12 protein-coding genes and 2 pseudogenes are annotated in these 20,331 nt (G+C 66.5%); 9 read left to right on the forward strand and 5 right to left on the reverse strand.

Annotated elements, in window-relative coordinates; genetic code table 11:
• Nucleotide 1: 1 nt before the first annotated feature.
• From infB to truB, 3 genes are all read left to right on the forward strand, one after another.
• A complete protein-coding gene (infB, locus tag CY652_RS01765) occupies nt 2-2,908 on the forward strand; it encodes a translation initiation factor IF-2 (protein ID WP_102128939.1) in 2,907 nt (968 codons plus the stop codon).
• A gap of 143 nt (nt 2,909-3,051) precedes the next feature.
• The gene (gene rbfA, locus CY652_RS01770; protein WP_102129029.1) at nt 3,052-3,420 is read left to right on the forward strand and encodes a 30S ribosome-binding factor RbfA; all 369 of its coding nucleotides are present in this window, start codon (nt 3,052-3,054) and stop codon (nt 3,418-3,420) included.
• Between the two features lie 33 nt (nt 3,421-3,453).
• A complete protein-coding gene (gene truB / locus CY652_RS01775; RefSeq protein WP_102128940.1) occupies nt 3,454-4,416 on the forward strand; it encodes a tRNA pseudouridine(55) synthase TruB in 963 nt (320 codons plus the stop codon).
• Nucleotides 4,417-4,477: 61 nt separating this feature from the next.
• On the opposite strand, the gene CY652_RS01780 is transcribed toward truB, so the two are convergent.
• From CY652_RS01780 to CY652_RS01795, 4 genes and pseudogenes are all read right to left on the reverse strand, one after another.
• The gene (locus CY652_RS01780; RefSeq protein ID WP_102128941.1) at nt 4,478-6,037 is read right to left on the reverse strand and encodes a DHA2 family efflux MFS transporter permease subunit; all 1,560 of its coding nucleotides are present in this window, start codon (nt 6,035-6,037) and stop codon (nt 4,478-4,480) included.
• 31 nt (nt 6,038-6,068) lie between these two features.
• Nucleotides 6,069-7,289 (reverse strand): HlyD family secretion protein, encoded by a 1,221-nt coding sequence (locus CY652_RS01785; protein ID WP_102128942.1) that lies wholly within the window; start codon nt 7,287-7,289, stop codon nt 6,069-6,071.
• Between the two features lie 67 nt (nt 7,290-7,356).
• Entirely contained in the window at nt 7,357-8,877 is a 1,521-nt protein-coding gene (locus CY652_RS01790) for an efflux transporter outer membrane subunit (RefSeq protein ID WP_102128943.1), read from the reverse strand.
• Nucleotides 8,878-8,975: 98 nt separating this feature from the next.
• Nucleotides 8,976-9,449 (reverse strand): annotated as a pseudogene (locus tag CY652_RS01795) (MarR family winged helix-turn-helix transcriptional regulator); the annotation flags it as partial.
• A 352-nt stretch (nt 9,450-9,801) separates the two neighbouring features.
• On the opposite strand from CY652_RS01795, the gene typA reads away from it, so the two are divergent.
• From typA to CY652_RS01825, 6 genes are all read left to right on the forward strand, one after another.
• On the forward strand, nt 9,802-11,625 hold the full coding sequence (gene typA / locus CY652_RS01800; protein WP_102128945.1) for a translational GTPase TypA: 1,824 nt from the start codon (nt 9,802-9,804) through the stop codon (nt 11,623-11,625).
• 396 nt (nt 11,626-12,021) lie between these two features.
• Complete coding sequence (locus tag CY652_RS01805) at nt 12,022-14,886, forward strand: 2-oxoglutarate dehydrogenase E1 component (RefSeq protein ID WP_102128946.1); 2,865 nt, start codon at nt 12,022-12,024, stop codon at nt 14,884-14,886.
• Nucleotides 14,887-14,991: 105 nt separating this feature from the next.
• A complete protein-coding gene (gene odhB, locus CY652_RS01810) occupies nt 14,992-16,260 on the forward strand; it encodes a 2-oxoglutarate dehydrogenase complex dihydrolipoyllysine-residue succinyltransferase (RefSeq protein ID WP_102128947.1) in 1,269 nt (422 codons plus the stop codon).
• A gap of 91 nt (nt 16,261-16,351) precedes the next feature.
• Nucleotides 16,352-17,782 carry a dihydrolipoyl dehydrogenase gene (lpdA, locus tag CY652_RS01815; protein WP_102128948.1) on the forward strand — a complete coding sequence of 477 codons (1,431 nt, stop codon included), beginning with the start codon at nt 16,352-16,354 and terminating at the stop codon, nt 17,780-17,782.
• A gap of 108 nt (nt 17,783-17,890) precedes the next feature.
• On the forward strand, nt 17,891-18,988 hold the full coding sequence (zapE, locus tag CY652_RS01820; protein ID WP_102128949.1) for a cell division protein ZapE: 1,098 nt from the start codon (nt 17,891-17,893) through the stop codon (nt 18,986-18,988).
• A gap of 128 nt (nt 18,989-19,116) precedes the next feature.
• On the forward strand, nt 19,117-19,560 hold the full coding sequence (locus CY652_RS01825; protein WP_146010000.1) for a transposase: 444 nt from the start codon (nt 19,117-19,119) through the stop codon (nt 19,558-19,560).
• A gap of 19 nt (nt 19,561-19,579) precedes the next feature.
• Here CY652_RS01825 and CY652_RS01830 read toward each other — a convergent pair.
• Nucleotides 19,580-20,061, reverse strand: a pseudogene (locus CY652_RS01830) (DUF2147 domain-containing protein).
• Between the last annotated feature and the right edge of the window lie 270 nt (nt 20,062-20,331).

Here is a 20,331-nt window from a genome sequence, read left to right on the forward strand (position 1 = left end):
AATGGCGAGTAACAACGTAGCCCAGTTTGCCGCGGAACTGAAAATGCCTGCAGGCGTACTGCTCGAGCAGTTGCAGGCGGCGGGCGTCCAGAAAGCAAGCGAGGACGATGCCCTGTCGGAGAGCGACAAGGCGCGCCTGCTCGATCACTTGCGCAAGTCGCATGGTTCGAACGACGGTGATAAACGCAAGATCACGCTGACGCGCAAACACACGTCGGAAATCAAGCAGTCCGACGGGACGGGCAAGGCTCGCACCATTCAGGTCGAGGTACGCAAGAAGCGCACGTTCGTGCGTCGCGACGAATCGGCCGAGCAGGCCGAGGCATCGGATCAGGCGGCCCCTGCGGTCGACGAGGTGGAACTGCAGCGTCGCGAAGAGGAAGCGCGCCGCGAGGCCGAGCTCCTCGAGCGCCAGGCGCAGGAGCTGAAAGAACGCCAGGAGCGCCTCGAGCGCGAAGAGGCCGAGCGCCGCGCCCGCGAGGAAGCGGCCGAGGCCGAGCGCCGCCGTGCGGAAGATGAGGCGGCGAAGAAGCGCGCGGCCGCCGAAGCCGCGGCGCGCGAGCTGGCCGCCCAGGCGGTCGGGGCCGAGCGCGATACCGACGCCGAGCAGCGCGCCGCCGCCGAGCGCGCCGCCCAGCGCGAAGCCGCGAAGAAAGCCGAAGACGCGGCGCGCGAAGAAGCCGAACGTGCGCGCGCCGAGCAGGAAGAGATTTCGCGCCGCCGGGCGGCCGCCGAAGCCGAGGCCCGCGCGATTCGCGAAATGATGAACACGCCGCGCAAGGCGGCGGTGCCCGCGAAGGCGCCGGAACCGGCGAAGCCCGCGGCCGAGCAGGCGGCGAAGCCGGCCGAGGCCAAGGGCACGCTGCACAAGCCGGCGCGTCCGGCCGGCGAGGCCGGCGCGCGTCCGGCCGTGAAGAAGGTGGTCGCGGCGCCGGCCAGCGTCGCACCGGCGTCGACGACGACGGGCGACCGTGGCCGGGGCAAGCCGGGTACCGGCAAGAGCGGCTGGCAGGACGACGCCGCGAAGCGTCGCGGCATCAAGACCCGCGGCGATTCGAGCGGCGGCGTCGATCGCGGCTGGCGCGGCGGCCCGAAGGGGCGCGGCAAGCATCAGGACATCGGCTCCTCATTCCAGGCGCCGAGCGAGCCGATCGTGCGCGAAGTGCACGTGCCGGAAACCATCACGGTGGCCGATCTCGCGCACAAGATGGCCGTGAAGGCTTCGGAAGCCATCAAGGTGATGATGAAGCTCGGTCAGATGGTGACGATCAACCAGATGCTGGACCAGGAAACGGCGATGATCATCGTCGAGGAACTGGGCCACCACGCGGTCGCGGCCAAGCTCGATGACCCGGAAGCGCTGCTGATCGAAGGCCAGGTCTCGACCGATGCCGAAGCGTTGCCGCGTCCGCCGGTCGTCACGGTGATGGGCCACGTCGACCACGGCAAGACCTCGCTGCTCGACTACATCCGCCGCGCCAAGGTGGCGGCCGGCGAGGCGGGCGGCATTACGCAGCACATCGGCGCTTACCACGTCGAGACGCCGCGCGGCGTGATCACGTTCCTCGACACGCCGGGCCACGAGGCGTTCACGGCGATGCGCGCGCGCGGCGCGAAGGCGACCGACATCGTGATTCTGGTGGTCGCGGCCGACGACGGCGTGATGCCGCAGACGAAGGAAGCGATCGCGCACGCGAAAGCGGGCGGCGTGCCGCTCGTCGTGGCGATCAACAAGATCGACAAGCCCGAAGCGAACCCGGATCGCGTCAAGCAGGAGCTCGTCGCGGAAGGCGTCGTGCCCGAAGAGTACGGCGGCGATTCGCCGTTCGTGCCGGTGTCGGCCAAGACCGGCACGGGCATCGACGAACTGCTCGAAAACGTGCTGCTGCAGGCCGAGGTGCTGGAGCTGAAGGCGCCCGTCGCGGCGCCGGCCAAGGGCCTCGTGATCGAAGCGAAGCTCGACAAGGGCAAGGGTCCGGTCGCGACCGTGCTCGTGCAGTCGGGCACGCTCAATCGCGGCGACGTCGTGCTGGCGGGCAGCGCCTATGGCCGGGTGCGCGCGATGCTCGACGAGACGGGCAAGGCGACGAAGGAAGCCGGTCCGTCGATTCCGGTCGAGATCCAGGGCCTTTCCGAGGTGCCGGCCGCGGGCGAGGAAGTCATCGTGCTGCCGGACGAGCGCAAGGCGCGCGAAATCGCGCTTTTCCGCCAGGGCAAGTTCCGCGACGTGAAGCTCGCGAAGCAGCAGGCCGCGAAGCTCGAAAGCATGCTCGAGCAGATGGGCGAAGGCGAAGTGCAGAACCTGCCGCTCATCGTCAAGGCCGACGTGCAGGGCTCGCAGGAAGCGCTCGTGCATGCGCTGCTCAAGCTGTCGACCGACGAGGTGCGCGTGCAGATCGTGCACGGCGCGGTGGGCGGCATCAGCGAGAACGACGTCAACCTGGCGACGGCCTCGAAGGCGGTCATCATCGGCTTCAACACGCGGGCCGACGCGCAGGCGCGCAAGCTCGCCGAGACGAACGGCGTCGACATTCGCTACTACAACATCATCTACGACGCAGTGGACGAGGTGAAGGCGGCGATGTCGGGCATGCTCGCGCCGGAGAAGCGCGAGATCGTGACCGGCATGGTCGAGGTGCGCCAGGTCTTCAAGGTGCCGAAGGTCGGTGCGGTGGCGGGCTGTATGGTCACGGACGGCATCGTCAAGCGTACGTCGTCGGTGCGCGTGCTGCGCAACAACGTGGTCATCCACACCGGCGAGCTCGATTCGCTCAAGCGCTTCAAGGACGACGTGAAGGAAGTGAAGCAGGGCTTCGAGTGCGGGATGTCGATCAAGAACTTCAACGACGTCGTCGAAGGCGATCAGTTCGAGGTGTTCGAGATCACCGAAGTCGCGCGTACGCTGTAATCGCGAGAGCGCTGCGCAATGCGGGCGGAGCGGGCGCTGGCCGGCTCCGCCCGCTGTTTTTCAGGCCGGGGCGCCGCGCGCAAGTGGCGCGGCATCCGGCCGATTCTTCCGATGCGCCGATGAACGGCGATGGACGACCCATCATGACGAAAAGACGTGCTTCTCCGAATCGCAACGTGCAGATCGCGGACCAGATCCAGCGCGATCTGTCCGAGCTCGTGGCGCGCGAGGTCAAGGATCCGCGGATCGGCCTCGTCACGATCCAGAGCGTCGAGCTGACACCCGACTACGCGCACGCGAAGGTGTACTTCACGACGCTGACGGGCGACCCCCAGCAGACCCTGGAGGCGTTGAACCATGCGGCCGGGCATCTGCACAACCTGCTTTTCAAGCGGCTGCACATCCACACCGTGCCGGCGCTGCATTTCCACTACGACAAGACGATCGAGAAGGGCATCGAGATGTCGCGCCTGATCGACGAGGCGAACGCGACGCGCGCGAAAGACGACTGAGTTTCGTGCGCCCGCGCGGCGCGCTCCGACATCATGACTGTTCCCCCCCAACCCGCGCGTCCGCGCGTGCCGCGTCGCCTGCTCGACGGCGTGCTGCTGCTCGACAAGCCCGTCGGGCTTTCGAGCAACGATGCGCTGATTCGCGCAAAGCGGCTCTATCGCGCGAGCAAGGCCGGCCATACGGGTACGCTCGATCCGCTCGCCTCGGGCCTGTTGCCGCTCTGTTTCGGCGAGGCCACGAAATTTTCCCAGGATCTGCTCGACGCAGACAAAACCTACGAGGCCACGATGCATCTCGGCGTGCGTACCGCGACCGGCGACGCCGAGGGCGAGGCGATCGCGACGCGCGAGGTGCATTGCGACGAAGCCGCCGTGCGGGCTGCGCTGGCGTTGTTTCGCGGCGACATCGTCCAGGTGCCCCCGATGTATTCGGCGCTCAAGCGCGACGGCAAGCCGCTCTACGAATATGCGCGGGCGGGACTGGTGGTCGAACGCGAAGGACGCGCCGTCACGATCCATGCACTCGATCTGCTGGCCTGTGCATTGCCCGACGTGACGTTTCGCGTGACGTGCAGCAAGGGAACCTACATTCGCACGCTGGCCGAGGACATCGGCGAGGCGCTAGGCTGCGGTGCGCATCTCGTGGCGCTGCGGCGCACCGGGGTCGGGGCGCTGACGCTGGAGCACGCCGTGACGCTCGACCGGCTTTCCGATGCCGACGAGCGCACGCTCGACGACTGGCTGCGGCCCGTCGATGCGCTGCTTTCGACGTTTCCCGCCGTGCGGCTCGACGCCGACGCGGCGCGCCGGTTCATGCACGGCCAGCGGCTGAGGCTCGACGAACTGGCCGGTGCCGTGCCGGCCTGGCCGGGGGCGGACGAAACGCGCGTGCGTGTCTACGGCGACGACGAGCGGCTGCTCGGCGTGGCGAGAGCGGCGAACGGCGTGCTGGCGCCCGAGCGTCTCGTCGTGACCGGCGAGAAGAAGCCGGCGTAACGCGCGGCAGCAAAAGGACCGGCTCGCGAAGAGCCGGTCCGCCGTCCGACGATTCCGGGGTTCAGTGCGCCGCCGAGGCCGCCGCGCCGGCATCGGCGACGGTGCGCTCCGGGCGCGTGATCCAGATCAGCCCGATCAGCAGCACGAAGATGCCGGCCGAAATGTAGAAGAGATCGTTCACGCCGAGCTGGGCGGCCTGCTGCGTCACCATCTCGTTGAAGAGGCCGTGCGCCTGTGCCTGGTCGATGCCCGTCACGGCCTGCATCTGCTGGATCGACTGGGTGAACGTCGGGTTGTAGATTGACCCCTGCTCGTTGAGCTGGGCGTGATGGAAGATCGTGCGGTGGTCCCATGCCGTCTCGAAGATCGACGTCCCGATCCCCCCGCACATGATCCGCACGAAATTCGACAGGCCCGATGCGGCCGGAATGCGATGGCCCGGCAGGCCCGAAAGCGTGATCGAGACGAGCGGAATGAACAGGCCGGCCATGCCGATGCCCTGGATCAGCGTCGGCACGAGCAGCGAGTCGATATCGACGCCCGTCGTGTAGCGCGAGCGCATCCAGAAGCACAGCGCGAAAACGAGAAACGCGGTCGTCGCGATGTAGCGCGGGTCGGTGCGCGGCAACAGGCGCCCCGTGAGCGGCGAGAGCAGCACGGCGAACAGGCCGACCGGCGCCATCACGAGGCCGGCCTCGGTCGCCGTGTAGCCGATGTCGGTTTGCAGCCAGAGCGGCAGCAGCACGAGATTGCCGAAGTACAGCCCGTAGCCGACCGCCAGCGCGACCGTACCGCCCGTGAAGTTGCGCCGGCTGAACAGCGACAGGTCGACGACGGGATGCTCGGCCGTCAGCTCCCAGACGACGAAGAAGGCGAACGCGATCACGGCCGTGAGCGCGAGCACGACGATCGTCGTGGACGAGAACCAGTCGAGATCCTTGCCCTTGTCGAGCATGACCTGCAGCGAGCCGACCCACGTGATGAGGAGCGCGAGGCCGACGCCATCGATCGGCGCCTTGCGTATCGCCGAGTCGCGGGTGCGGAAGATCACCCACGTCGCCGCGGCGGCGGCGATGCCGACGGGAATGTTGACGTAGAAGATCCAGGGCCACGAGATGTTGTCGGAGATCCAGCCGCCGAGAATCGGCCCGGCGACGGGCGCGATCAGCGTGGTCATCGACCACATCGAGAGCGCGATCGGCGCTTTCGATCGCGGATAGCTCGCGAGCAGCAGCGTCTGCGAGAGCGGGATCATCGGTCCGGCCACGGCACCCTGGATCACGCGCGAGGCGAGCAGGATCGGCAGCGACGGGGAGAGCCCGCACATCCACGACGAGATCACGAACAGCACGATCGACGCCATGAAGAGGCGCACCTGACCGATGCGCTCGGAGAGCCAGCCCGTGAGCGGCACGGCGATCGCGTTGGCGACCGCGAACGAGGTGATGACCCACGTGCCCTGGTCGGAGGACACGCCGAGGTCGCCCGAGATGGACGGGATCGACACGTTCGCGATCGACGTGTCGAGCACGTTCATGAACACCGCGAGCGACACCGCGATGGTGCCGATCACGAGCTTCGCGCCAGAGAGCGGCGGGTGGACAGCTTGTGGCTGGGACATAGAAAAGCGTGCGGTTCCTGGGCCTTGCGGATTACATCAGGGGCGAGGCCGGCTTCGCCGCATGCGGGTCCGACGGGGCATTCGCGTTCGGGCCGGCGTTGGCGGCGATGATGCGGGCGATTTCGGCGTCGGCTTCGTCGCCGTACTTCGCGAACACGTTGGTCTGGTAGACCGTGTTCAGCGCGTCGCCGAGCTGGTTGCCGCTGTCGTTCTTGATGTCGACGTCCACCTGCATCGACAGGCCGATGCGCAGCGGATGCTTCTGGAGCTCGGCCGGATCGAGCGAGACGCGCACGGGCAGGCGCTGGACCACCTTGATCCAGTTGCCCGTCGCGTTCTGCGCGGGCAGCAGCGAGAACGCCGAGCCCGTGCCGGCCGAGAAGCCGACCACCTTGCCGTGATAGACGACCGACGAGCCGTAGACGTCGGCGGTCATCTCGACCGGCTGGCCGATACGTACGTGATCGAGCTGGACTTCCTTGAAGTTCGCGTCGACCCAGATCTCGTTCAGCGGCACCACCGACATGAGCGGCGTGCCCGGCGACACGCGCTGGCCGACCTGCACCGAGCGCTTCGCGACGTATCCGTCGACGGGCGCCGGCAGCACGTTGCGGGCGTTGGTGAGATAGGCGTCGCGCACGCGGGTGGCCGCGGCGAGCACGTTCGGCTGCGTCGCGATGGTCGTGTTCGCGGTCAGCGCGCGATTGGCGGCGAGCTGCTGCTGCGCGGCGGCGAGCGAAGCGGCGGCGGCCCGCACGGCGTCGCGCGCGTGGGAGATTTCCTCCTGCGAAACGGCGCCCGTCTGCGCGACGATGAGGCGGCGGCGCAGGTCGTCCTGCGCGCGGGACAGGTCGGACTGGCGCAGCGTGACCTGCGCTTCGTACTGGCTGTCGTCGGCGAAGAGGCCGCGTACCTGGCGCACGGTCTGCGCGAGGTTGGCCTCGGCCTGCTGCAGCGCGATGCGCGAGTCGGCCGGATCGAGTTCGACGAGCGGCTGGCCGACCTTGACGACCTGCGTGTCGTCGGCGTTCACGGCGATGACGGTGCCCGTCACCTGCGGGGTGATCTGCACGACGTTGCCGTTCACGTAGGCGTCGTCGGTGCTTTCGGTGAAGCGTGCAACGAAGTAGTAGTACAGGCCGTAGGCGATCGCGGCAATCGCGATCACGAGGATGAGCAGCGTCATCATGCGCTTGCGCTTGCCATTGTTCGCATTGGCATTTGCATTGGCCGGCTGCTGGGGGGTGCTCATGGAAATGATCTCCGGGTTCTTTCGGGCGTGTTCGTCTGTTCGGTCTTTCGGTTCCGGGGCGAGGCGCTCAGTTCGACGTCTGCACCGGCGTCACGATGCCGCCGGCGTGGTCCGAGCCGATTTCGGCCGGGGCAGCGAGGCCGGTCTGCGTGGCGTCGAAGCCGCCGCCGAGCGAGCGGATGAGCGCCATCTGCATGTCGCGGCGCTGCATCCTCAGGTTGGTGACGCTCTGCTCGGCGGCGAGCCGGTTCTGGTCGGCGACCAGCACCTGCAACTGCTCGGAGAGCCCCGCGCGATAGCGGATCACGGCGAGCTGCCAGGCGTTGGTCGAGGCGTCGAGCGCGTGCTGGGCGTCCACGAGCTGGCGATCCGTCGAACGGATCGCCGACACCTCGGTGGCGATGTCGTTGAATGCGCCGATGAGCGTCTGGTTGTAGTCGGCCACGTCGAGGTCGAAGTCGGCATAGCGGCTCTTCAACTGGGCGCGCAGCGCGCCCGCGTCGAAGATCGGCAGGTGCACGGCCGGCCCGATGTCCGTCTGGCGGGCCGCGCTCGTCAGGAAGCTGCCCCAGCCGAGGGCGTCGAAGCCGAACCCGGCGGCGAGGTTCACGTCCGGATAGAACTCGGCCTTGGCCTCCTTCACGCCGTGCATCGCGGCTTCGACCTGCCAGCGCGCGGCCACGATGTCGGGGCGGCGCGCGACGAGATCGGCGGGCAGGTTGTCGGGCAGCGCGATCTGCGCGACGGGGTCGAGCACCGGATTCGCGATCTGCAGCCCGCGGTCCGGGCCCTTGCCGAGCAGCGCGCCGAGCTGGTAGCGCACGGACTCGATCTGGCCGTCTATCTGGCCCAGGTTAGCCTGGCTCGTCGCGATGTTGCCGTTGGCGGTCTGCTGCTCGACGCTGCTGTCGAGGCCGGCCAGCACGCGGCCGTTGGTGATCGAGCCGATCGTCCTGCGGTTGTCGATCTCGTGCACGGCGATGTCGCGCAGCGCGTAGAGCTGCGCGAGCTGGTTGTAGGTGCGTGCGATCGTCGAGGCGAGCGTGAGGCGGGCCTGCTGCATGTCGGCCTCCGCGGCCCGCTCCTGAGAGACGGCCTCGTGCAGGCGCTGACGGTTCTTGCCCCACAGGTCGAGGTCCCACGATGCGTTCGCGAGCACGTTGTTCTCGCTATACCAGGTGCCCCCGTAGGGCGGCGGATAGATCGAGTGGGCCGAGTAGATCTCGCGGGTCCAGGAGTAGCTGCCGTTGACCTTCGGCAGGAGCGCCGAGCGCGAGGTCTCGATGTACGCCGACGCGCGGGCGATGCGCGCCTGAGCCTCGGCGATCGACGGGTTGTTCGCGAGCGCTTCGTCGATCAGCTTCGGCAGTTGCGGGTCGCCGAACTGGTTCGCCCAGTCGAGCGTCGGCCATTGGCCGCCCTGCGCCGGAATGCTGCGCGAGGTTTCGAGTTGCGTGGGCGGGGTGAGGGTCTTGTTGCTGCCGATGCCGAAATAGTTCGCGCATCCGGACAGGGCGAGCGCCGCGACCGCGGCGGCCACGGCTGCCCGGCCGGGGCGCGCCGGCGCAAACGTAAAAAGGGAATGCATGGCTCGTCTTGCTGTCTCTGGAATGAAGGTGATACTGGACGATGCAGCTATCGGTTGGTGTGATGTTTTCAAAACTGGTTGCCGGGTCATGAATTATTGCCGGATGCGTCGCAGCTATTCGCCAGGATCCGCCGCAGCATGCTTTTCAGAAAACCGACCTCCTCGGGCGTCAGGTTGCCGGTCAGCTTGCTGTTCACGCTGGAGAAGATCGCGGGCAGCCGCACGGCGATCGCTTCGCCTTCGGGCGTCAGCGCAAGCCGCACGGCGCGCCGGTCCTCGGAGCTGCGCACGCGCCGCAGCAGGCCGCGCATCTCGAGCCGGTCGACGAGGCGCGTGACGGCGCTCGCGTCGATGCCGTACTCGCGCGCCAGCTCCGCCGCGAGCAGGCATTTGCCGCTCGCCACCATGAACAGCACGCTCGCCTGCTGGGACGTGATGCCGAGTTCCGCGAGCGTGCGCTGCGTGACCATGTTCGAGAGGGCCGATTTCACCCGGGACAACAGATAGCCGACGCTTTCGCCGAGATCATAGTCGCGAATTTCGGCAGGGAGCGTGGAGGTCGGGTCCGTCATGATTTTGATGCGACTGCAATGATTGACCAGGCACGCATTATAGGGAGGCCCATCTTGCGCGGCAAGAATATTCTCGCGATCGGTAAGGGTGTCTGCCGGAATGCGGCGGAATCGGCGCCGGGCGTGCCCCAAGGCGGGGCGCGCGGCGGGGATGTCCGGCATGCCCGCAACGGATACGTGTCCGACGAGGGATTTTCACCGGGCCATGCTACAATTTCAGGTTCTCAAGCGTGTACCGCACAATCGGTCCGCGCCCGGGCTTCGCGTCCGCTCCGCAGAAGGTGAGCGGGCGACGGGGCGCGGGCAGGGCGGATCGAGCGCCGGCTTGCGCCATCAACGTTTCCAGGTCCCTATGTCCCGCGCCCTTCGCAACATCGCCATCATCGCCCACGTCGACCACGGCAAGACCACGCTCGTCGACCAGCTGCTCCGCCAGTCCGGCACGTTCCGCGACAACCAGCAGATCGCCGAGCGCGTCATGGACTCGAACGACATCGAGAAGGAGCGCGGCATCACGATTCTCGCGAAGAATTGCGCGGTCGAGTACGAGGGCACCCACATCAACATCGTGGACACCCCGGGGCACGCGGACTTCGGCGGCGAGGTGGAGCGCGTGCTGTCGATGGTCGACTCGGTGCTGCTGCTCGTCGATGCGGTCGAGGGCCCGATGCCGCAGACCCGTTTCGTCACGAAGAAGGCGCTCGCGCTCGGCCTGAAGCCGATCGTCGTGGTCAACAAGATCGACCGTCCGGGCGCGCGCATCGACTGGGTCATCAACCAGACCTTCGAACTGTTCGACAAGCTCGGCGCGTCCGAGGAGCAGCTCGACTTCCCGGTGGTCTACGCCTCGGGCCTGAACGGCTATGCGGGGCTCGAACCGGACGTGCGCGAAGGCGACATGCGCCCGCTGTTCGAGGCGATCCTCTCGCACGTGCCGGTGCGCCCGGCCGAACCGGACGCGCCGCTGCAACTGCAGATCACCTCGCTCGACTATTCGACTTACGTCGGCCGCATCGGCGTGGGCCGCGTCAACCGGGGGCGGATCAAACCGGGCCAGCAGGTCGCGGTGCGCTTCGGTCCGGAAGGCGAGGTGCTGAACCGCAAGATCAACCAGGTGCTGTCGTTCAGCGGCCTTGATCGCGTCCAGGTGGACTCGGCCGAGGCCGGCGACATCGTTCTCATCAACGGCATCGAGGACATCGGCATCGGCGCCACGATCTGCGCGCCGGAGACGCCCGAGGCGCTGCCGATGATCACCGTCGACGAGCCGACGCTGACGATGAATTTTCTCGTCAACTCGTCGCCGCTCGCGGGCAAGGAAGGCAAGTTCGTCACGAGCCGCCAGATTCGCGACCGCCTGATGCGCGAGCTGAACCACAACGTGGCGCTGCGCGTGAAGGACACCGGCGACGAAACCGTCTTCGAGGTGTCGGGCCGCGGCGAGCTGCACCTGACGATCCTGGTCGAGAACATGCGCCGCGAGGGCTACGAGCTGGCCGTCTCGCGTCCGCGCGTGGTGATGCAGGAAATCGGCGGCGTGCGCCACGAGCCCTACGAACTGCTGACGGTGGACCTCGAGGATGCGCATCAGGGTGGCGTGATGGAGGAACTGGGCCGCCGCCGGGGCGAGATGCTCGACATGGCTTCGGACGGCCGCGGCCGCACGCGGCTCGAATACCGGATTCCGGCGCGCGGGCTGATCGGCTTCCAGAGCGAGTTCCTGACGCTCACGCGGGGCACGGGCCTCATGAGCCACGTGTTCGACGAATATGCGCCGGTGCGCGAAGGCTCGGTCGGCGAGCGGCGCAACGGCGTGTTGATCTCGCAGGACGACGGCGCGGCCGTGGCCTATGCGTTGTGGAAGCTGCAGGATCGCGGCCGCATGTTCGTCAAGCCCGGCGACGCGCTCTACGAGGGCATGATCATCGGCATTCACAGCCGCGACAACGATCTGGTCGTGAATCCGATCAAGGGCAAGCAGCTCACCAACGTCCGGGCGTCGGGCACCGACGAGGCCGTGCGCCTCGTTCCGCCGATCCAGATGTCGCTCGAATACGCCGTCGAATTCATCGACGACGACGAGCTGGTCGAGGTGACGCCGCAGTCCATCCGCCTGCGCAAGCGGCATCTGAAGGAGCACGAGCGCCGTCGCGCGAGCCGCGAATCGGCCGACTGAACGGGAAACGGCGCTTTACCTTGCGCGGCAAGGCCGGTGTAAGGTGTGGCCGGCTGTCCGGTCAGCGATGGGGAGCGACGACGGGCAGTGAAATAGTCAGCGAAATAAAAAGCCGCCTTCGGGCGGCTTTTTTGCATTTGAACGAATATAAGCGGACCGGGCCGAGCAGTTTTGATCACACAGTGTTGCGGACACGGTAAAAGCCTGTTGTGGCGGGCCTTTGCGGGTGGTGACGCAACTATTGGAAGCCGTACTTCTGTGCTATTCTCCGCGGATGCAAGTTTTAGGTCCTTCCCAGCAGACTTGATTCGCGCAATCCGCTAAACGGTCAGGCCGTGTCGCGGAAGGTTGAGTAACCCGCTATTTCTCGAGAAACTCGAAGAAAGGTGAGCGTAAATGTCAGAAACGATGAAGCAGTTCCAGCTGAACTCCTACCTGTTCGGCGGCAACGCTCCGTATGTCGAAGAGCTATACGAAGCATACCTTGACAACCCGGCCTCTGTCCCTGACAACTGGCGCGAATACTTTGACGCGTTGCAAAACGTGCCGTCATCGGATGGCAGCCATGCCAGCGACGTCGCCCACGGCCCGATCGTCGAGTCGTTTGCCCAGCGCGCCAAGGCCAACGCCTTCGTGCCGCGCGGCGGCGGCGAGGATCTCGCCACGGCCCGCAAGCAGGTCTACGTCCAGTCCCTCATCGGCGCATATCGCTTCCTCGGCTCGCAATGGGCCAACCTCGATCCCCTGAAGCGCCGCGAACGTCCCGCCATTCCCGAGCTCGAACCCGCGTTCTACGACTTCACCGAAGCCGACATGGACGAGACGTTCAACGCGAGCAACCTGTACTTCGGGTTCGAGCGCGCGACGCTGCGCGAGATCGTCAAGGCGCTGCGCGACACGTATTGCGGCACGATCGGCGCCGAATACATGTACATCAGCGATCCGGAGCAGAAGCGCTGGTGGAAGGAAAAGCTCGAGTCGATCCGCTCGACGCCTAACTTCACGGCCGACAAGAAGAAGCACATCCTGCAGCGCCTGACGGCCTCCGAAGGCCTCGAGCGCTTCCTGCACACCAAGTACGTCGGCCAGAAGCGCTTCTCGCTCGAAGGCGGCGAAAGCTTCATCGCGTCGATGGACGAAGTGGTCCGTCACGCGGGCGCGAAGGGCGTCCAGGAAATCGTCATCGGCATGGCCCACCGCGGTCGCCTGAACGTGCTCGTCAACACGCTCGGCAAGATGCCGGCCGACCTCTTCGCCGAATTCGAAGGCAAGCACGTCGACGACCTGCCGGCCGGCGACGTGAAGTACCACAAGGGCTTCTCGTCCGACGTCGCGACCGACGGCGGTCCGGTCCACCTGTCGCTCGCGTTCAACCCGTCTCACCTCGAAATCGTCAACCCGGTGGTCGAAGGCTCGGCCAAGGCCCGCATGGACCGCCGCGGCGACGAAGCCGGCCTCCAGGTGCTGCCGGTGCAGATCCACGGCGACGCGGCCTTCGCGGGCCAGGGCGTCGTGATGGAAACGCTGAACCTCGCGCAGACGCGCGGCTACGGCACGCACGGCACGCTGCACATCGTCATCAACAACCAGATCGGCTTCACGACGTCGGACCCGCGCGACGCGCGCTCGACGCTCTACTGTACCGACGTCGTCAAGATGATCGAGGCGCCGGTGCTGCACGTGAACGGCGACGATCCCGAAGCGGTCGTGCTGGCGACGCAACTGGCCATCGACTTCCGGATGCAGTTCCACAAGGACGTCGTCGTCGACATCGTCTGCTTCCGCAAGCTCGGCCACAACGAGCAGGACACGCCGGCCGTCACGCAGCCGCTCATGTACAAGAAGATCGCCCAGCACCCGGGCACGCGCGCGCTGTACGCGGAAAAGCTCGTGCAGCAGGGCGTGATCACGGCCGAGGACGCCGACGGCTACGTCAAGGCCTACCGCCATGCGATGGACGAAGGCCATCACACGATCGACCCAGTGCTCTCGAATTACAAGAGCAAGTACGCGGTCGACTGGGTGCCGTTCCTGAACCGCAAGTGGACCGATGCCGCCGACACGGCCGTGCCGCTCGCCGAACTCAAGCGTCTCGCCGAACGCATCACGACGATTCCGGAAAACTTCAAGGTGCACCCGCTCGTCGAGCGCGTCATCAACGACCGTCGCGCGATGGGCAAGGGCGAAGCGAAGCTCGACTGGGGCATGGGCGAACACCTCGCGTTCGCCTCGCTCGTCGCCTCGGGCTACGCGGTGCGCCTGACGGGTCAGGACTCGGGCCGGGGCACGTTCACGCACCGCCATTCGGTGCTGCACGACCAGAACCGCGAGCGCTGGAACGACGGCACCTACGTGCCGCTGCAGAACATCGCCGAGAACCAGGCGAAGTTCACGGTGATCGACTCGGTGCTCTCCGAAGAGGCCGTGCTCGGCTTCGAATACGGCTACTCGACGGCCGAGCCGAACACGCTCGTCGCCTGGGAAGGCCAGTTCGGCGACTTCGCCAACGGCGCGCAGGTCGTGATCGACCAGTTCATCTCGTCGGGCGAAGTGAAGTGGGGCCGCGTCTCGGGCCTCACGATGCTGCTGCCGCACGGCTATGAAGGCCAGGGTCCGGAGCACTCGTCGGCGCGCATCGAGCGCTATCTGCAACTGTGCGCGGACCACAACATGCAGGTGGTCCAGCCGACCACGCCGGCGCAGATCTTCCATCTGCTGCGCCGCCAGATGATCCGCCTGTTCCGCAAGCCCCTCATCATCTTCACGCCGAAGTCGCTGCTGCGCCACAAGGAAGCGGTGTCGGACCTGTCGGAACTCGCGAAGGGTTCGTTCCAGCCCGTGATCGGCGAGGTGGACGAGTCGATCGACGCGAAGAAGGTCAAGCGCGTGCTGGTCTGCTCGGGCCGCGTCTACTACGACCTCGTTGCGCACCGCCGCGAGGCTCAGGCGCACGACATCGCGATCTTCCGTGTCGAGCAGCTCTATCCGTTCGCGCACAAGCAGTTCGAAACCGAGCTGAAGAAGTACGACAACGCGACGGAAGTGGTGTGGGTGCAGGACGAGCCGCAAAATCAGGGCCCGTGGTTCTACATCGAGCACCACCTCAAGGAAGGCATGAAGGAAGGGCAGAAGCTTGCCTACAGCGGTCGTCCGGCTTCGGCTTCGCCGGCCGTCGGCTACTACGCGAAGCACTACGAGCAGCAGAAGGCGCTGATCGAAGGCGCGTTCGGACGCCTGAAGGGCGCATCGGTCGCAAAATAATCCTCATACATTCGAACCGGGAGGGCGCGAAACGCGGGTGTTTCGTGCTTTTCCCGCGCCTTCATGCGCACCGGTTCGTCCCAGATACGTGTTCAGGAAAATCACATGGCTATTGTTGAAGTGAAGGTCCCCCAGCTTTCGGAGTCGGTCTCGGAAGCAACGATGCTGCAGTGGAAAAAGAAGCCGGGCGAAGCGGTTGCCCAGGACGAAATTCTCATCGAACTCGAAACGGATAAGGTCGTGCTCGAAGTGCCGGCGCCTGCCGCCGGCGTGCTGGCCGAGGTCGTCCGGAACGACGGCGACACGGTCGTGGCCGACGAACTGATCGCGAAGATCGACACCGAAGGCAAGGCCGGTGCAGCGGCCGCGCCCGCCGCGGCTCCGGCAGCCGCGCCCGCTCCGGCAGCAGCGCCGGCGCCCGCCGCCGCGCAGCCTGCCGCCGCCGCGGGCGCGAGCACCGCGGCATCGCCCGCCGCTTCGAAGATTCTGTCCGAGAAGGGCCTGTCGTCGTCGGACGTCGCCGGCTCGGGCCGCGACGGCCGCGTGACGAAGGGCGACGCGCTTTCCGCCGGCAGCAAGCCGGCCGCCGCGCCTGCCGCCAAGGCGCCGGCCGCCGCGCGCGGCGCGCTGCCCGACGTGAAGGCGCCGGCCTCGGCCGCGACCTGGATCGACGGCCGTCCGGAACAGCGCGTGCCGATGTCGCGCCTGCGCGCCCGGATCGCCGAGCGTCTGCTCGAATCGCAGCAGACCAACGCGATCCTCACGACGTTCAACGAAGTGAACATGCAGCCGGTCATCGACCTGCGCAACAAGTACAAGGACAAGTTCGAGAAGGAACACGGCGTGAAGCTCGGCTTCATGTCGTTCTTCGTGAAGGCGGCCGTGCATGCGCTGAAGAAGTTCCCGCTCGTGAACGCGTCCATCGACGGCACCGACATCGTCTACCACGGCTACTTCGACATCGGCATCGCCGTCGGCTCGCCGCGCGGTCTCGTGGTGCCGATCCTGCGCAACGCCGACCAACTGAGCCTCGCCGACATCGAGAAGAAGATCGCCGAGTTCGGCCAGAAGGCGAAGGACGGCAAGCTCTCGATCGAGGAAATGACGGGCGGCACGTTCTCGATCTCGAACGGCGGCGTGTTCGGCTCGATGCTCTCGACGCCGATCATCAACCCGCCGCAGTCGGCGATTCTCGGCGTGCACGCGACGAAGGAACGCGCCGTCGTCGAGAACGGCCAGATCGTGATCCGTCCGATGAACTATCTGGCGATGTCCTACGATCACCGGATCATCGACGGCCGCGAAGCGGTGCTGTCGCTCGTCGCGATGAAGGATGCGCTCGAGGATCCGGCGCGCCTGCTGCTCGACCTGTAAGCCGTTTCTCACGCATCTGGTTCACCGGGCGCGCCGCGCGCGAGGCGAAGATTTCGCAACGCGCCCGGCGCCCCGCATCGAAAGGATTACCATGTCCAAGGAATTTGACGTCGTCGTGATCGGTGCCGGTCCCGGCGGCTACATCGCGGCGATCCGCGCGGCCCAGCTCGGCAAGACGGTTGCCTGCATCGAAAACTGGAAGAACCCGGCCGGCGAGCTCAAGCTCGGCGGCACCTGCCTGAACGTGGGTTGCATTCCCTCGAAGGCGCTGCTGGCCTCGTCCGAAGAGTTCGAGAGCGCGCAGCACCACCTCGCCGACCACGGCATCAGCATCAAGGACGTCAAGATCGACGTCGAGAAGATGCAGGCCCGCAAAGGCTCGATCGTCGAGAAGATGACGAAGGGCATCGAGTTTCTGTTCCGCAAGAACAAGGTCACCTGGCTCAAGGGCCATGGCAAGTTCACGGGCCGTACCGACGCCGGCGTGCAGATCGAGGTGAGCGGCGAGGGCGAAACGGAAGTCGTGACCGCGAAGAACGTGATCATTGCGACGGGCTCGAAGGCGCGCCATCTGCCGGGCGTTCCGGTCGACAACAAGATCGTCGCCGACAACGAGGGCGCGCTTTCGTTCGACGCGACGCCGAAGAAGCTCGCCGTGATCGGCGCGGGCGTGATCGGCCTCGAGCTCGGCTCGGTCTGGCGCCGCCTCGGCGCACAGGTGACGGTGCTCGAAGCGCTGCCGGAATTCCTCGGCGTGGCCGACCAGGCCGTCGCGAAGGAAGCCGCCAAACTCTTCAAGAAGCAGGGTCTCGACATTCACGTCGGCGTGAAGATCGGCGAAGTGAAGACGGACAAGAAGGGCGTGTCGATCGCCTACACCGACAAGGACGGCAACGCGCAGACGCTCGACGCGGACCGCCTCATCGTGTCGATCGGCCGCGTGCCGAACACCGACAACCTCGGCCTCGAGGCGATCGGCCTGAAGGCGAACGAACGCGGCTTCATCGACGTGGACGATCATTGCAAGACGGCGGTGCCGAACGTCTACGCGATCGGCGACGTGGTGCGCGGCCCGATGCTCGCGCACAAGGCGGAAGACGAAGGCGTGCTCGTCGCGGAACTGATCGACGGCCAGAAGCCGCACATCGACTACAACTGCATTCCGTTCGTGATCTACACCGAGCCGGAAATCGCCTGGGTCGGCAAGACCGAGCAGGCGCTGAAGGCGGAAGGCCGCGAGATCAAGCCGGGCCAGTTCCCGTTCATGGCGAACGGCCGCGCGCTCGGCGTCGGCAAGTCCGACGGTTTCGTCAAGGTGATCGCAGACGCGAAGACCGACGAGATCCTCGGCGTACACGTGATCGGCGCCGGCGCGTCGGACCTGATCGCGGAAGCCGTGGTGGCGATGGAGTTCAAGGCGGCCTCCGAGGACATCGGCCGCATTTGCCATCCCCACCCGTCGCTCTCCGAGGTCATGCGCGAGGCGGCGCTCGCCGTCGACAAGCGCGCGCTCAACATGTAATGCGCTCCGGCCGGGCGGCAGGTCCGTCCGGTCGAGGCGGTCGCACCGGCATTACGGACGCAGGCGGGCGGGAATCATCCCGTCCGCCTTATTTTTTGCGGCTAGACCATGAACGTCACCGAATACTACGAAAACGAACTGCAGACGCGGGGATATCAGGCCGATGCGGCTCAACGCGCGGCGGTCGACCGGCTGCAGCGGTGCTACGACGAGTGGGTCGCGTACAAGGCGCGCCGCTCGAACGCGCTGCGCAAGCTGCTCAACCGCCCGGAGCTGCCGCGCGGCGTCTACATGTGGGGCGGCGTCGGGCGGGGCAAGAGCTTCCTGATGGACAGCTTCTATACGGTCGTGCCCGTGCAGCGCAAGACGCGCCTGCACTTCCACGAGTTCATGCGCGAGGTGCATCGCGAGCTCGAGGAACTGAAGGGGCAGGCCGATCCGCTCGACGAGCTGGCGCGCCGCATCGCGAAACGCTACCGGCTGATCTGCTTCGACGAATTTCACGTATCGGACATCGCGGACGCGATGATTCTCTACCGGCTGCTCGACCGGCTCTTCGCGGGCGGCGTGCAGTTCGTGATGACGTCCAATTACCAGCCCGACACGCTCTACCCGGACGGACTGCACCGCGACCGGATGCTGCCGGCCATCGAGCTGATCAAGCAGAAGCTCGACGTGCTCAACGTCGACGCCGGCATCGACTACCGGCAGCGCACGCTCGCGCAGGTCGAGGTCTATCACACGCCGCTCGGCGCCGACGCCGACCGGGCCTTGCGCCATTCGTTCGCGCAGCTCGCGGCCGTGCCCGACGAAAGCCCGATCCTGCACATCGAGAAGCGCGAGCTGAAGGCGCTGCGCAAGGCGGACGGCGTCGTCTGGTTCGACTTCGCGACGCTTTGCGGCGGGCCGCGCTCGCAGAACGACTACCTGGAGCTCGCGAGCCGCTTCCACGCCGTGATTCTCTCGGACGTGCCGCAGATGGCGCCGCGCATGGCGTCCGAGGCGCGGCGCTTCACCTGGCTCATCGATGTGCTCTACGACCACAAGGTCAAGCTTCTGATGTCGGCGGAAGTGCGTCCCGAGGAGCTGTACCTCGACGGGCCGATGGCGAACGAGTTCACGCGCACGGTGTCGCGGATCGTCGAGATGCAGTCGAAGGAATACCTCGAGGCGCCGCGCCGGATCGTGCAGACGGCGCTGACCTGAGGGAAGGGTGCCCGGGGCGGCCGGGTAAAGGCCGTCCCGGTATTTTCAAGATTCGGATTCTTCCGATATTCGCGTTCAGGGCGACTCGCTATCTTTTGCCGATCAAGGCATCGGCAAAGGAGGACGGCATGACGCCCCATCGCGATCTGACTGAAGAAGAGTGGCAACGCGTTGCGCCGCTGCTGCCCGAACTGCGGCCGCGCAGCGAAATGCGCGGCCGGCCGCTCGCCAACACCCGCTCGGTGCTCAACGGCGTGCTGTGGGTCATCTATAGCGGCGCGACCTGGTCCGCGATGCCGCGGCGCTATCCGTCCTATCAGACCTGTCATCGCCGCTTCAAGCTCTGGTACGACGAGGGTGTCCTCCAGCGCGTGATGGCCGAGCTGTTCGGCGACGACGGCGTGACCCTGTGCAGCGCGATCGAAACGCGCATGCGCAAGCACGCGGGTCGGGCCGGGAACGCACCCGGTCCGGCGTTGCCCGCTGCGTCGAACGCTTCCCCGTTTTCGTCGCCGGCGGCGAATGTGCCGCATCTGTTCAATTACCGCGTGCTGTTCCGGCGTCTCGCGTAGGCGACCCGATCCGATTCGCCTACGGCTGCCGGATCCAGGTCTGCGAGCGGCCGAGCAGCGAAATGCTGATGTAGCCGCGCACGACCAGTTTCTGTCCGTCATCCTCGAGGCGAAAGGTGCAACGGTAGACCTTGCCGTTTTCCGGGTCCAGGATGTGGCCGCCGTTCCATTCGTCGCCGGTTTGGCGCATGTGGTCGACGATCGTCATGCCGAGGATCAACTGGTCCTTGCGCGCGTCCGAGCAGGCGGTGCAGCGGGCATCCGGGTGGTCGCCGGCGCCGAGTCCCTTGACGACAGTGCCGCTGAGCATGCCGTCGCCGTCCTCGACGATCCGGACCAGCGCCTTGGGCTGGCCTGTGCGATCGTCGACGGTTTGCCATGTGCCGACCGGCGTTGCGGTTTGCGCGAACCCGGCAGCGCGCAGGCCAGAAGCGCGGCGGCCAGCGCTGCCCGTCGGATGATTCGAGCCGCTCCGACGGCGTGCCGCGTCGAAGGCGTCATGGGTTTTCTCCTCGAGCAAATGCGTCGCGATGTGGTTCGTGCGGCGCCGTGCCACGGCGGCGCGGTCTCCTGATCCGGCTCCGGACGTCCGTAAACAACGTAAACGGCACAGGCGCGCTTGACCTGGAGTGGGGGTTTCCCGAGGCGTCTGCGCGTACGGTAGGCAACGACTCCAGCGGACTTTTCGGGGCCGGGAACATGGTGTCTGGCGTTGGCCGCCGAGGTGTTGCAGGAACGGGATAGACGGGGAGCAAATTTATGACGAGGAGC

This window comes from Burkholderia sp. WAC0059 (assembly GCF_002870125.1).
Classification (GTDB): domain Bacteria; phylum Pseudomonadota; class Gammaproteobacteria; order Burkholderiales; family Burkholderiaceae; genus Paraburkholderia.